The sequence below is a fragment of the Pseudorhodoferax soli genome (assembly GCF_003337555.1).
Lineage (GTDB): Bacteria > Pseudomonadota > Gammaproteobacteria > Burkholderiales > Burkholderiaceae_C > Pseudorhodoferax > Pseudorhodoferax soli.
This window is the reverse complement of record NZ_QPJK01000003.1, coordinates 54,115-67,710: the sequence shown is the minus strand read 5'-3', so window position 1 is coordinate 67,710 and position 13,596 is coordinate 54,115. Positions and strand designations below refer to the sequence as shown.

At 67.2% G+C, this 13,596-nt stretch carries 7 protein-coding genes and 2 pseudogenes; 7 read left to right on the top strand and 2 right to left on the bottom strand.

The annotated features are described in order from the left end of the window. Positions 1-59 precede the first annotated feature (59 nt). Entirely contained in the window at positions 60-1,079 is a 1,020-nt protein-coding gene (locus DES41_RS11965) for a zinc-binding alcohol dehydrogenase family protein (protein WP_114468389.1), read from the top strand. A gap of 96 nt (positions 1,080-1,175) precedes the next feature. Beyond that, positions 1,176-1,724 (top strand): hemerythrin domain-containing protein, encoded by a 549-nt coding sequence (locus DES41_RS11960; protein ID WP_114468388.1) that lies wholly within the window; start codon positions 1,176-1,178, stop codon positions 1,722-1,724. Positions 1,725-1,736: 12 nt separating this feature from the next. Here DES41_RS11960 and DES41_RS11955 read toward each other — a convergent pair. Beyond that, positions 1,737-2,350, bottom strand: a pseudogene (locus DES41_RS11955) (NAD(P)H-dependent flavin oxidoreductase); the annotation flags it as partial. 110 nt (positions 2,351-2,460) lie between these two features. Between DES41_RS11955 and DES41_RS39025 the strand changes: the two are divergent. From DES41_RS39025 to DES41_RS11935, 5 genes and pseudogenes are all read left to right on the top strand, one after another. After that, positions 2,461-3,309 (top strand): hypothetical protein, encoded by an 849-nt coding sequence (locus DES41_RS39025; RefSeq protein WP_245965676.1) that lies wholly within the window; start codon positions 2,461-2,463, stop codon positions 3,307-3,309. Next, a complete protein-coding gene (locus DES41_RS11950) occupies positions 3,209-9,121 on the top strand; it encodes a DUF3320 domain-containing protein (RefSeq protein WP_245965675.1) in 5,913 nt (1,970 codons plus the stop codon). Before DES41_RS39025 ends, DES41_RS11950 begins: the two co-directional genes overlap by 101 nt. Before the next feature lie 97 nt (positions 9,122-9,218). After that, entirely contained in the window at positions 9,219-11,480 is a 2,262-nt protein-coding gene (locus DES41_RS11945) for an AAA family ATPase (RefSeq protein ID WP_170168151.1), read from the top strand. A 73-nt stretch (positions 11,481-11,553) separates the two neighbouring features. After that, on the top strand, positions 11,554-12,159 hold the full coding sequence (locus tag DES41_RS11940) for a type IV toxin-antitoxin system AbiEi family antitoxin domain-containing protein (RefSeq protein WP_114467885.1): 606 nt from the start codon (positions 11,554-11,556) through the stop codon (positions 12,157-12,159). After that, positions 12,156-13,049, top strand: a pseudogene (locus DES41_RS11935) (nucleotidyl transferase AbiEii/AbiGii toxin family protein). The gene DES41_RS11940 and the pseudogene DES41_RS11935 overlap by 4 nt, the downstream one beginning before the upstream one ends. On the opposite strand, the gene DES41_RS11930 reads toward DES41_RS11935, so the two are convergent. Then, positions 13,037-13,596: NAD(P)H-dependent flavin oxidoreductase (locus DES41_RS11930; protein ID WP_211332960.1), on the bottom strand; the 560-nt coding region annotated here is incomplete at its 5' end. The pseudogene DES41_RS11935 and the gene DES41_RS11930 overlap by 13 nt on opposite strands.

Below are 13,596 nucleotides of genomic sequence, written 5' to 3'. Positions count from 1 at the left end.
ATTGCTGGAGGGCGCCGCGCCACACTCGCCCCACTCCCTTGTTTTTCGGAAAGATCGCCATGCAAGCCATTGCCTACCAGAACGCCCTGCCGATCAGCGACCCGCGCGCGCTGCAGGACGTGACCCTGCCCGACCCCACGCCGGGCCCGCACGACCTGCTGGTCGAGGTGCGCGCCATCGCCGTGAACCCGGTGGACACCAAGGTGCGCGCCAGCGCCAGTGCCGAGCCCGGCGGCTGGAAAGTGCTGGGCTGGGATGCCGTGGGCACGGTGCGCGCGGTGGGCAGCGCCGTGACGCTGTTCGAGCCGGGCCAGCGCGTGTGGTACGCGGGCGCCATCGACCGCCCCGGCACCAACGCGCAGCTGCACCTGGTGGACGAGCGCATCGCCGCGCTGGCGCCCACCAGCCTCACGGACGCCGATGCCGCGGCGCTGCCGCTGACGGCCATCACGGCCTGGGAGCTGCTGTTCGACCGGCTCGGCATCGCGCGCGACACGGCGCCCAGCACCGACAGCCTGCTGGTCGTGGGCGCGGCCGGCGGCGTGGGCTCCATCCTGCTGCAGCTGGCGCGCAACCTGACCGGCCTGAACGTGATCGCCACGGCCTCTCGCCCCGAGACGCGGGATTGGGTGCGCAAGCTCGGCGCCCACCACGTGATCGACCACAGCCAGCCGCTGGCGCAGGCGCTGAAGGACGCAGGCCTGCCCGCGCCGCGCTATGTCGTCGGCCTCACGCAGACCGACAAGCACTTCGCGCAGATCGCCGAACTCATCGCACCGCAGGGGCGCTTCGGCCTCATCGACGACCCCAAGCCGGGCAGCATCGACATCTCCCTGCTCAAGCGCAAGGCCGTCTCGCTGCACTGGGAGCTGATGTTCACGCGCTCGCTGTTCCAGACGCCCGACATGGTCGAGCAGCACCGGCTGCTGACCGAGGTGGCGCGCCTGGTGGACGCCGGCCTGCTGCGCTCGACCATCGGCGAGCACTACGGCCGCATCAACGCGGAAAACCTGCGCCGGGCCCATGCCCACCTGGAGAGCGGCACGGCGCGCGGCAAGATCGTGCTCGAAGGCTTCTGACAAATCGGCCGGCGTTTGACGCGGATCAAACGCCGGCGTGCCCATGCCCTCGGTCATGCACGCCAGCCCGCGCGGGCGGGGACAATGTTGGCGCGCATGACCACCGCCCGCCACCCGCTGCTGCATGCCGGCCCCAGCGTCGGCTTCGACCAGCCCTTCGAGATGCTGGCGGCCTGCCATGCGCGCATGGAACGCTCGCTGGACCTGCTCGAGCGCCTGGGCCGGCACCTGCACGACCAAGGCTGCGACGCCCAGGCCCGCAGCGCGGCGGCCGATGTGCTGCGCTACTTCGACATCGCCGCGCCGCTGCACCACCAGGACGAGGAACTGCACCTGCTGCCGCTGTTGCGCGCGCAGGGCCAGGCCGGGCTGGCCGCACGGCTGCGCGCCGACCACCAGGTGATGGAGCACGACTGGGCGCGGCTGCGGCCGGACCTGCTGGCCATCGCCAGCGGCAGCCTGGACGCGCAGGTGCTGGCGGGCGCGGTGGCGCGGTGGACGCAGTTCGCCGCGCTGTACCGCCGGCACCTGGCAGCCGAAGAGGCCAGGGCCTTTCCGGCCGCCGGCAGCGGGCTCACGCCCCCGCAGCTGCAGGCCATGGGCGAGGAAATGGCCGCCAGGCGCGGTGCGGCACCGCGGCGCTGAGGGGCCGGCGGCTCAGGCCGCCTGCGCCACCTCGGGCAGCACGCGCTGCACCCATTCGCGCCGGGCCGCGTCGTACTCGCGCGCCAGGCGCGCCACGAGCTCGCCCGCAGGCGGCACGTCGCGCAGCACGCCGATGCCCTGACCGCAGCCCCAGATCTCCTTCCAGGCCTTGGGCTTCTGGCGGTCGCTGCCGAAATCCATCTTGGTCGGGTCGCTGGTCGGCAGCGCATCCGGGTCCATGCCGGCGTTGCGGATCGAGGGCTTCAAGTAGTTGCCGTGCACGCCGGTGATGAGGTTGGTGTGCACGATGTCCTTGGCGCTGCTGTCCACGATCATCTGCTTGTAGCCCTCCACCGCGTTGGCCTCCTGCGTGGCGATGAAGGCCGAGCCGATGTAGGCCAGGTCGGCGCCCAGCGTCTGCGCGGACAGGATGGCGCGGCCCGACGCGATGGCGCCGGACAGCAGCAGCGGGCCGTCGAACCATTCGCGGATCTCCTGGATCAACGCGAACGGCGACTGGAAGCCGGCATGGCCGCCGGCACCGGCCGCCACGGCGATCAGGCCGTCGGCCCCGTCGGCTATGGCCTTGCGTGGAAGGTGCTGTTAACCACGACGTGCAACGCGACTCTTCTACGCACATTTGCGCATTTCTTGTGCGCTGTTCCGGCGAGATTGGTGATTTTTTGTTACAAGCCGTCACTCGCGGCCGTTTCGCGCCGCAACGAGAGGACTTTGCATGCGCGAGGCAGATGGTGCGCCAATGGCGTTGTCAGAGGTTCTTGCCACAACCGAACCGGCACCTGTCGTGCACCTGCAGGTTGCCGCGGTGCTCCGCCTGAACCTTGCGGCATTCCAGAACGCAGTGCCCGCGTTGTACGAGTTGGCGGTCATCAATGACACTCCGGGCCCGGTTTCGGACCTCACGCTGACGATCTCCTCGGAGCCGGCCTTCCTCAAGCCGCGCAGCTGGCAGCTCGCGGCAGTAGGCGCCGGAGAGACCTACCACCTCGGCGACCTCGACGTGCAACTCGATGGCGCGCTCCTGTCGAGGCTCACCGAGTCCGAACAGTCCACGCTTCGCTTCGAACTACGTGCCGCGGCACAGCCAGGGACCGTCCTCGCGCAGCACGAAAGCAGGGTCGAACTGCTGGCGCGCAACCAGTGGGGCGGCATTGGCCAGTTGCCCGAGATGGTGGCCGCCTTCGTGCAGCCCAACGATCCGGCCGTCGACCGTGTATTGAAGGCGGCAGCGCTGGCGCTGCAGGCCGGCGGCAAGGACGGCGCCATCGACGGCTACAGCCACGGCGCCAAGCGCGCTTGGGAACTGGCCTCCGGCATCTGGACAGCCGTGCTGCAACGTCAACTGCACTACGCGCTGCCGCCAGCCAGCTTCGAACACACCGGCCAGAAGGTGCGCAGCCCAGGCCAGGTACTGGACGGGTCTGGGCACCTGCCTGGACCTCACGCTGCTGTTCGCCGCCTGTTTGGAACAGGCACACCTGCACCCGCTGCTGGTGTTCACCAAGGGCCATTCCTTCGTTGGCGTGTGGCTGCGCGACGAGCGGTTCTCCACCACCGTCGTTGACGACATCACGGCGCTGCGCAAGCGCCTCCAACTGCAGGAACTGCTGGTCTTCGAAACCACGCTCGCCGCCCAGGGCCAGCCGGTCGGGTTCAGCCAGGCCATCGCCAATGCGCAGCGCCAGCTTGGTGAAGACCAGGACGACAGCTTCCAGTTGGCCGTCGATGTGCAGCGCGCCCGCATGTCTCGCATCAAACCGCTGGCGCTGGGTCACGCAGCGCCCGATCAAGTCTCGGCCGCAGACGCCCCACCTGCTGCCGTCACCCTGGAAGACGCGCCGGAGCTGCCCAACGAGATCACGCAGGAGCCCCCTGCCACCGACCTCGACCCCAAGGACCGCCTGGCCCGCTGGCAGCGCAAACTGCTCGACTTGTCACTGCGCAACGCGCTGCTCAACTTCAAGGCCGGCAGCAAGGCACTGCTGCTCGACGGGGCCGCGCCCGACCTGGAAGACGCACTGGCCGAAGGCCAGACGCTCAAGCTGCTGCAAAGCCCAGAGCTGATGCAAGGCCGCGATCCGCGCAGCCAGGCATTGCATGAGGCACGCAGCCTGGAAGATTTGCGGCGCGCGCATGCGGCCGAGGCCCTGCTGCGCCGTGAGGTCTTCATCCGCCTGGACGCGCACGAGCTGGAAAGCCGCCTGGTCGAGTTGTACCGTGGCGCGCGCAACGCACTGCAGGAAGGCGGCGCCAATACTTTGTTCCTGGCACTCGGCTTCCTGGTGTGGACGCGACCCGACAAGCCTGAGGTCCGCGTCAAGGCCCCCCTCCTGCTGCTGCCAGTGACGCTGGACCGCCGCAGCGCCCGCGCGGGCTTCACGCTGCAACTGCACGAAGACGAACCACGCTTCAACCCCACATTGATGGAGATGCTGCGCCAGGACTTCCAGCTCGACCTGGGCGTGCCTGCCGGTGACTTGCCGCGCGACGAAAGCGGTCTGGACATTTCTGGCCTTTGGAAGCGCGTGCGCGCCGCCATCAAGGACATCCGCGGTTGGGAAGTCAGCGAGGACGTGGTGCTTTCCATGTTCTCGTTCGCCAAGTACCTGATGTGGAAAGACTTGGCTGAACGCACCGAAGACCTTCGCGGCTCGCCCGTGGTGGCGCACCTGCTGGACACGCCGCGCGAGCCCTACGCCCGCGCGGCCGAAGTCGCCTTCCCCGATGCGCGGCGGCTCGATGTCGACTACACACCACAGCAGGTGTTCAGCCCGCTGCCCGCCGATTCGTCGCAGCTCTCGGCCATCCTGGCGGCCGCACGCGGCAAGGACTTTGTGCTGATCGGCCCGCCCGGCACCGGCAAGAGCCAGACCATCGCCAACCTCATCGCCCAGTGTCTGGCCGAAGGCAAGCGCGTGCTGTTCGTCGCCGAGAAGATCGCCGCGCTGGACGTGGTCTACCGACGGCTGCGCGAAGTGGGCCTGGGCGAGTTCTGCCTGGAGTTGCACTCCAGCAAGACGCGCAAGCTCGACGTGCTGGGGCAACTCAAGCAGTCCTGGGAAAGCCGGGGCGAGGTGGATGCCGCCGACTGGGCCGCCAAGGCGAGCGAGCTGGCCCGGCTGCGCGAACAGCTCTCCAGCTACGTGGCGCGCCTGCACCACCGGCACGGCAACGGACTCACGGTGTACCAGGCCATCGGCGCGGTGACCGGCGGCGCGAACCTGCCCGATTTGGGCCTGACCTGGCCCTCGCCCCGCACGCACGACGAAGCCGCACGTACCGCGCTGCGCAACCTGGCCGGCCGGCTGCAGGCCAATGCCGCTGCCGTTGGGCCGCAGCACCTGGCGGCTGGCCCGCTGACGCCGGTGTACCGCAGCGACTGGTCGGCCCGCTGGCAGCAGGACATGGTGCAGGCTGCACGCACGCTGCGCGATGCCGGCGTGCAATGCTGCGCAGCTGCCCGCCAACTGGGCCAGCATCTGGCCATCGAACTGCCCGCATTGCAACGCGGCGCTCGGACATCGCTGGGCGTGTTGGCCCACGCCTTGCCAACGGCCGCTGGCCAGCCCTGGGCGTTCTGCGCCCTGCCCCACAGCGCCCAGCTGTGCGCCGACCTGCAGGCCGCCGCCGATCTGCTGGCCCGCCACCATGCCCACTCGGCCGCGATGCGCGCGCCATGGTCCACCGAACAGCAGGCCCGCCTGGCTCAGGGCCTTGATCTGATCGCCCAGCACCAGCGCGTGCACGCCGAGCTGGGCACGCCCTGGCCGGTCACTGTGTGCGAGGAACTCGAACGCGGCCTCCGCTGGATCGACGAGATCGCGGCGTTGCGCGCCGGCCTGTCGGTGCCCTACGGTTCAGGCGTCGCGCAGTTGAACGTCGCAGCGCTGCAGCGCGAATGGGACAAAGCCGGCAAAGCCATCTGGCCCTTGTCGTCGCTTGCCAAGCGCAAGCTGCGCGCCACGCTGGACACGGTGATCGAAGGCACGGGCGAGCCGCGCATCGCCGACGATCTGGCCGCGCTGGTGCGCATCAAGGGTCTGCGCGACGAGCTGGCCCAGCTCAACCCCGGTGCCGCGGTTGACGGCCTGTGGGCCGGCGAGAAGACCCGGTGCGACCACGCTCGCAGCGCCCTACTGGCCAACGCCGCGCTGCAGGCCGCTCGCACCCGACGGCCCTACACGCTGGACGGCCTGGCCGCCGCCGCTGAAGGCAGTTGTGGCGAGCGCTGGGTGGCCGAAGCGCGACGCCTGGCCACGCTGCAGGAACTGGAGCGCCGCATCGACGAACTGGCCCCGCTGACCGAACCCAGCGACGGCCTCTGGCGCGGCCACGACACCGATGCTGAAGCGCTGCGCGCGGCCCTGGCGTTTGAGCACGAGCGACAAAGCCTCACACAGCGCGGCACGCTGCACATGGCACACGCTGCTGTGCTCGAGGGCAGCTGCGGCCCGCATTTGCAGGCCGAACACCAGCGCCTGCAAGCCCGCGCCGCACTTGAGGCGCGCCTGTTGGACCAGCCCGAATTGCACGCCCAATGCCCCGGCCTGTGGCAGGCGCTGGACACCGCGCCGGACGCCATCGCCCAGATGCTGCGCTTCCACGCATTGCTGCAAGCCGGCCTGGACGGGCTGAACGAGCCGGCCCCGGCCGCCGATGCCATGCGGGCCGCCATCCACCGCGTGCTCGCCGAACGCCCGCACGAACTTGCGGGTCCCGCACCCGTTGGCCAGGCCTGCCAGCGGATCCTCGCCACACTGACCGTACTGCACGCGGCAGCCGACGCCTTCAGCACCCAGGCCGCCCAGCCTGACGAGGCACGCCGGCACCTGGCCGAGTTCACGCCCGAGGAACTGGCAGACATTGCCTCTCGGCTCGACGCCGCGCATACCGGCCTGCACGCCTGGTGCGCCTGGCGCAGTGCGCAGGCAGACGCGCGCACTGCCGGGCTGGCCACGCTGGCCAGCGCACTGCAAGCCGGCGACATCGCACCGGCCCAGGCCAGCACCGCGTTCGACGTCAACTACGCCCGCTGGTGGCTGTCCGCGGCGGTAGACGAAGACGAGGTGCTCAAGCGCTTCGTCTCGGCCGAGCACGAGCGCCGCATCGACGACTTCCGCGCGCTGGACGAGACCTACACCGCCCTCACCCGCCAGTGGATCCGCGCCCGACTCTGCGCCGATCTGCCCGCGCTCGACAGCCCGCAACGCAGCGGCGAATGGGGCGTGCTGCGCCGCGAAATCACCAAGAAGACCCGGCACCTGCCGCTGCGCCAGTTGCTGCAGGAAGTGCCCAGCGCCGTGCTGCGCCTCACGCCCTGCCTGCTGATGAGCCCGCTGTCGATCGCGCAATACCTCTCGCCCGACGCGCGCGGCTTCGACCTGGTGGTATTCGACGAGGCCTCGCAGATCCCCGTGTGGGACGCCATCGGCGCCATGGCTCGCGGCCGCCAGGTGGTGATGGTGGGCGACCCCAAGCAACTGCCGCCTACCAACTTCTTCGACCGTGCCGACAGTTCAGAGGGCGACTCCGAAGACGTGGAAGGCGACCTGGAAAGCATCCTCGACGAATGCCTGGGCGCCAGCCTGCCGACGCGCCCCCTGGCCTGGCACTACCGCTCGCGCCACGAAAGCCTGATCGCCTTCAGCAACCACCGTTACTACGGCGGTGGCCTTGTCACCTTCCCCTCGCCGGTCACCGACGACCGCGCGGTGAGCCTCCACCATGTGCAGGGCCAGTACGAAAAAGGCGGCGCCCGCATCAACCAGCCCGAAGCCCGCGCGCTGGTGGCAGACCTGGTGACGCGCCTGCAGTCACCGGGCTTTCGCGCCTCGGGTCTGACCATCGGCGTGGTCACCTTCAACACCGAGCAGCAGCGCCTGATCGAAGATCTGCTGGACGCCGAACGCCGCAAGAACCCGGGGCTGGAACCCTGGTTCTCCCAGGTCGAACTCGAACCCGTGTTCGTGAAGAACCTGGAGAGCGTGCAAGGCGACGAGCGCGACATCATGTACTTCTCGATCACGTATGGCCCCGACCTGGCGGGCGTGGTGTCGATGAACTTCGGACCGCTGAACCGCGACGGCGGCGAGCGCCGGCTAAACGTGGCCGTGACGCGGGCGCGGCACGAGCTGCGCGTGTTCGCCAGCCTGCGCGGCGAGCAGATGGACCTGTCGCGCACCAAGGCTGCCGGCGTGCGCGACCTCAAGCATTTCCTCGAATTCGCCGAACGCGGCCCGCGCGCGCTGGCCGAAGCCCACCATGGCAGCCAGGGCGACTTCGACAGCCCCTTCGAAGCTGGCGTAGCCGCCGCGCTGCAGCGCAAGGGCTGGCAGGTGCACACGCAGATCGGCGCCTCGGCCTTCCGCGTCGATCTGGGCGTGGTGCATCCCGACCACGCCGGCCGCTACCTGGCCGGCGTGGAATGTGACGGCGCCACCTACCACCGCTCGGCCACCGCGCGCGACCGCGACAAGCTGCGCGAACAGGTGCTGCGCGGGCTGGGCTGGCAGATCGTGCGGGTGTGGTCCACCGACTGGTGGGTGAACCCGGGCGGCACTCTGGAGCGCGTCCATGAAGGGCTGACGGCGCTGCTGGAGCAGGACCGGCAGCGCAGGGCTGAGGAAGCAGCGGCCCTGGTCGTGCACCAGGACGCGGCGGATTCGGCTGGCAGCGATGAACGCGCGCCAGAATCGCTGGCAATAGACGAAGCGGCAGCCGCCATCGCGCGCGCGGCGGAGCAGGCGGCAGCGGCGGATACCGCCGACTCGCACGATGCGTTGGTGCCGGCCGATGCGCTGTACGCGCGAGCCGCGTCCGCCGAGCCGCTTGTTGCGCAGGCCGTAGCCGATGCGGTGCCCGGGCGCCGCTACGAAGCAGCGCGACCGGCCGACTCCGTGCCGCCCGACGCCATCGCGCCCGAGCGCTTTCACGACATCGGCTATGACGAGGTGCTGCAGGCCATGGTCGCATGCGTGGTGCAGCAAGAAGGGCCGGTGCTCGACGCTGTGCTGGCGCGGCGTATCGCGCGCGCCCACGGGTTCCAACGGACGGGCAGCCGAATCCAGGAGCGAGTGGAACGCATCGCGCGCCAGCGTTTCGGCATGACCGAGGAAGCGGGCGGCACCTTCTACTGGCCGGAGGGCCTGGTGCCGGGGACGGACGTGGATTTCAGGCCCGCGGGCGACGACGAAGGCGCGCGCAGCGTGCAGGAGATCTGCGAGCAGGAATTGCTGCCGCTGGCGCGGCGCGTGTTGCGGTCGGGGCGGACCGGTCATGAGGCAGTGATTGCGATGGCGCGGACCATGGGGGTGAGCCGGCTCGCCGCTTCGAGTCGGGCGCGGCTGGAGCAGGTTCTACAGGGGGCGAGGGGGTGAACGCTTGTGCTTCGGCACCGCCCCCTGGATCAGCAAGAACCAGGGAACAACAACGCGCGCCGGGTCGCCTCCAGGCTGCATGAAGCAAGAGAGCCGCATGATTGAAACAATCCGCTTGGCAGGTGTTGCAACGTATGTACAAGGACCGCAGTCGCTGCGCAATCTTAAGGGAGTGAACTACTTGTACGGTGCCAATGGTTCCGGCAAGACAACGATCTCCCGCGTAATCGCCGATCCAGCCCATTCCGACCATAGCCACTGCACCCTAACCTGGAAGGGTGGTCGACCGATTGATGCCTTGGTCTACAACCGCGACTTCGTCGAAGAGAACTTCGGCGGAGAAGACATCAAAGGCGTCTTCACTGTTGGCAAGCGAAGCGTCGAGGCCGTGCAAGAGATCGCACGACTCAAAAGCCAAGCCACCGAGTTGATCGAAAAGATCGCGGATCGGCGTTCGACGCTAAAGGGAACCGATCTTGAGGTGGTGGGCGGAAAACTCGGCGAACTGGCTGAACTCGGCAAGAAGCTTCAAGCCAAATGCTGGCAACAGAAAGTCCAGCACGAGGGGCAGTTCGCCGGGGCGCTCGAAGGTTATCGGAACGACAAATCAAAATTCCTCAGAAAAGTACTCGAGACGCGCTCAGCAACACCAGCGTCTGGTTTCAGAGCGGCAGCCATCGACGAGATGCGCGAGCGTGCTAAGACTGTCTACGGACCGTCGAAGGCCGTAGAGAGTCTGATTCCGAACCCCTCGGCGGCCAGACTCGTTGCGCTCGAATCCTCTCCGATACTCGCGAAGGTCGTCGTCGGAAAGAAGGACGTGGACGTCGCCGCGCTCATTGAGAAGCTGGGCAACAGCGACTGGGTCAAGCAAGGCCAGCCTTACTTGGCAGAAAGCGCAGGAGCCTGTCCGTTCTGCCAACAACAGTTACCGCACAACCTCGAAGACAGCTTGTCAAAGTACTTCGACGAAGCCTTCCTCACTGACACAGCGGCCATCGCGGCACTAGAGTCGGAGTATCAACGTGAAGCGCACGTGTGGCTCATGGCGATCAGCGAGCCACTCAATGCGAAGCATCCGCGGGTTGACGTGGAGAAACTCAGAGCACTGCGAGACGCAGCGTCCGCCCGCATCGACGCCAACTTGCTCCTGATCGCGACAAAGCGCCGCGAGCCAAGCCGTCCAGTCGCTCTCCAAAGTTCAGCGGAGGCTACAGAGGCGACCCTTGCGCCGCTGTCCATCGCGAACGATGCCATCAAGGCGCACAACTTGACGGTCGCAAACTTGGTGACCGAGAAGGCGCGTTTGACGACTGAGGTGTGGCACCACATCGTCGACGTCGAACTCAAAGCCGACCTGGACGAGCATTTTCGCAAGGCAACCGGCATCCAACGAGCCGTCGACAGACTCAACGAACAGATCGACAAATTCGAGAACGACGTGAAGACCGTCGAGGCGAAAATCCAGGACCTCGAAAAGGAAGCCACGAGCGTTCAACCGACAGTCGACGAAATCAACAAGTTGCTCACCTCCTACGGCTTCACCAGTTTTTCCATCGAGCGCGACGGAAGTCGAGACCGCTACCGCCTGCGCCGAGCGGACGGTTCGAGTGCCCGCAAAACGCTCAGCGAAGGTGAGCGCACGTTCATCACGTTTCTCTACTTTTATTTCCTCGCGCAGGGCAGCGCCAGCGGCACTGGCACACAGAACGAGCGTGTTGTCGTGTTGGACGACCCTGTCTCGAGTTTGGATAGCGATGTGTTGTTCATTGTCAGCAGCTTGATCCACCGCTTGATCGAGTCGATCAGGCGCAGGCAAGGGCCAGTCAAGCAGCTCTTCGTTCTGACCCACAACGTGCACTTCCACAAAGAAGTCTCGTTCGATTCAAACCGAAAAAAGGTCTCGCTGCAGGACGAGACGTTTTGGATCGTCCGCAAAGTCGGCGGCCACTCGTGTGTGGAGTTTCACGACGGCAATCCAGTATCCAGCTCCTACGAGATGCTCTGGACGGAATTGCGTCGACCGGGTCCGCCTCAACCTGGGGTCCAGAACACCCTTCGACGAATCCTTGAGACCTACTTCAAGATCCTGGGTGGCTGGGATCTCAACAAGTTGTGGGAGAAGTTCGAGCCGGCCGATCAGCCAGTTTGCAAGTCGCTGTTCTCATGGGTAAACGCTGGGTCGCACGGCGCACTCGACGATCTGCACCTCGCGTTGGACGACTCGTCCATCGAACGGCACCTTCGTGTGTTCAAGAAGGTGTTCGAGGTATCCGAACATCTCCCGCATTACCGGATGATGATGCGAGAAGCCGTAGAGGCGACCGAAGAGGCCTCCAAGCACACGATTCCTCCCTGAAGGCATCAAGTCCCAATGTTCCATTCTCTCGTCAAATACTTACACTCGACGAAGAAACGGAACATACTCCCTCATGCTTCACGACACCCACACGCAGCGCGTCCTCGGCCTCGCCCGCCAGAAGGGACTGTTGCGCGCCAGTGACCTGGATGCCATCGATGCTCCCCGCGTTGTCCTGACACGCCTGACCGCCGCCGGCCTGTTGGAGCGAACAGGGCGCGGCCTGTACCGTCTGCCAGACGCCCAGGGATCGGAGCACGAAAGCCTCGTCACCGTCGCCGTCAAAGTTCCGCAAGCCGTGTTCTGCCTGCTCACGGCGCTGCAGTTCCACGAGCTGACCACCCAACTGCCGCGCCAGGTGTGGATCGCGATGCCGCGCGGCAGCCATGCGCCCCGCATCGACTATCCACCGATCCGGATGGTGCAGGTCAGCGGCGAGGCCGGCATGGCAGGCGTCGAGGCGTTCGAGCGCGATGGCGTCACGCTGCGCGTGTATGGCGTTGCCAAGACCGTGGCGGACTGCTTCAAGCACCGCCAGAAGATCGGCCTGGACGTGGCGCTCGAAGCGCTGAAGGACGCGCGGGCACAGGGCAAGGCATCCGTCGACGACATCTGGCGCTACGCTGAGATCTGCCGCGTCGCCAACGTCGTGCGGCCCTACCTGGAGAGCATCCAGTGAACCCAGCACCCGCACCGGGCCAGGCAAATGTCGCCGCTTCGGTCCGGGCGCGTCTGCTCAACGTCGCCAAGACGCAGGGCGTGGACTTCAACCAAGTGCTGGTGCGCTTTGCGCTGGAGCGCATCCTCTACCGCTTGACCCGGTCGCAGCATGCGGACCGTTTCCTGCTCAAGGGTGCGCTGCTGTTCACGCTCTGGTACGAGATGCCGCACCGGGCCACGCGCGATGCCGACCTGCTCGGCTTCGGCCCAAGCGATCCGACAGCCGTGGCCGACACCTTCCGCGACATTGCCGCTGTGGAGGTCGACGACGGCATCGTCTTCGACCCGGCCTCGGTCACGGCCGAGACGATCCGCAAGGAGGCCGGCTACGGCGGGGTGCGTATCTTGATCGCCGCCGAATTGGCCAAGGCACGCTGCAAGACGCAGATCGACGTTGGCTTCGGCGACGCCGTCACACCGGCGCCAGTGGATGCGATCTAAACGGTCTTGCTGGACGGGATGCCCGCGCCCAGGCTGCGCGCGTACCCCATCTACACCGTCATCGCAGAGAAGCTCCACGCCATCGCCCTGCTGGGCATGACCAACACCCGTCTGAAGGACTATTTCGATCTATTGGTGCTGCTGGACAGAGAACAGCTGGACCCCGAGTTGCAGGCCCGCGCCATCCAGGCCACCTTCGAAAGACGCGGCACCCTCGTTCCCGATGTGATGCCCATTGGGCTGACCGACGCGTTTGCGCACGATGCCTCTCGGCGATCGCTGTGGCTGGCATTTCTGAAGAAGAACGAACTGCCGCCCGACCCTCTGGCTGCCGTCGTGGATCGGGTACGGTCCGCCCTCGCTCCTGCGTTGATCCGGGCAGTCTGGCTCTCGTCTCAGGCCGGCTGAGCCGCCTGCGGCACGACGCGCTGCAGCCACTCCCGTTGCGCCTGGCCGTACTCGTGCGCCAGGCGCGCCACGAGCTCGCCCGCAGGCGGCACGTCGTGCAGCACGCCGATGCCCTGGCCGCAGCCCCAGATCTCCTTCCAGGCCTTGGGCTTCTGGCGGTCGCTGCCGAAGTCCATCTTGGTCGGATCGCTGGTCGGCAGCGCATCCGGGTCCATGCCGGCGTTGCGGATCGAGGGCTTCAAGTAGTTGCCGTGCACGCCGGTGATGAGGTTGGTGTGCACGATGTCCTTGGCGCTGCTGTCCACGATCATCTGCTTGTAGCCTTCCACCGCGTTGGCCTCTTGCGTGGCGATGAAGGCCGAGCCGATGTAGGCCAGGTCGGCGCCCAGCGTCTGCGCGGACAGGATGGCGCGGCCCGACGCGATGGCGCCCGACAGCAGCAGCGGGCCGTCGAACCATTCGCGGATCTCCTGGATCAACGCGAACGGCGACTGGAAGCCGGCATGGCCGCCGGCACCGGCCGCCACGGCGATCAGGCCGTCGGCGC

Bases quoted from the DNA above. Each gene is read 5' to 3' on its own strand.
- DES41_RS11965 (WP_114468389.1), top strand. From the start codon at position 60: ATGCAAGCCATTGCCTACCAGAACGCCCTGCCGATCAGCGACCCGCGC.
- DES41_RS11960 (WP_114468388.1), top strand. From the start codon at position 1,176: ATGACCACCGCCCGCCACCCGCTGCTGCATGCCGGCCCCAGCGTCGGC.
- DES41_RS39025 (WP_245965676.1), top strand. From the start codon at position 2,461: ATGCGCGAGGCAGATGGTGCGCCAATGGCGTTGTCAGAGGTTCTTGCC.
- DES41_RS11945 (WP_170168151.1), top strand. From the start codon at position 9,219: ATGATTGAAACAATCCGCTTGGCAGGTGTTGCAACGTATGTACAAGGA.
- DES41_RS11940 (WP_114467885.1), top strand. From the start codon at position 11,554: ATGCTTCACGACACCCACACGCAGCGCGTCCTCGGCCTCGCCCGCCAG.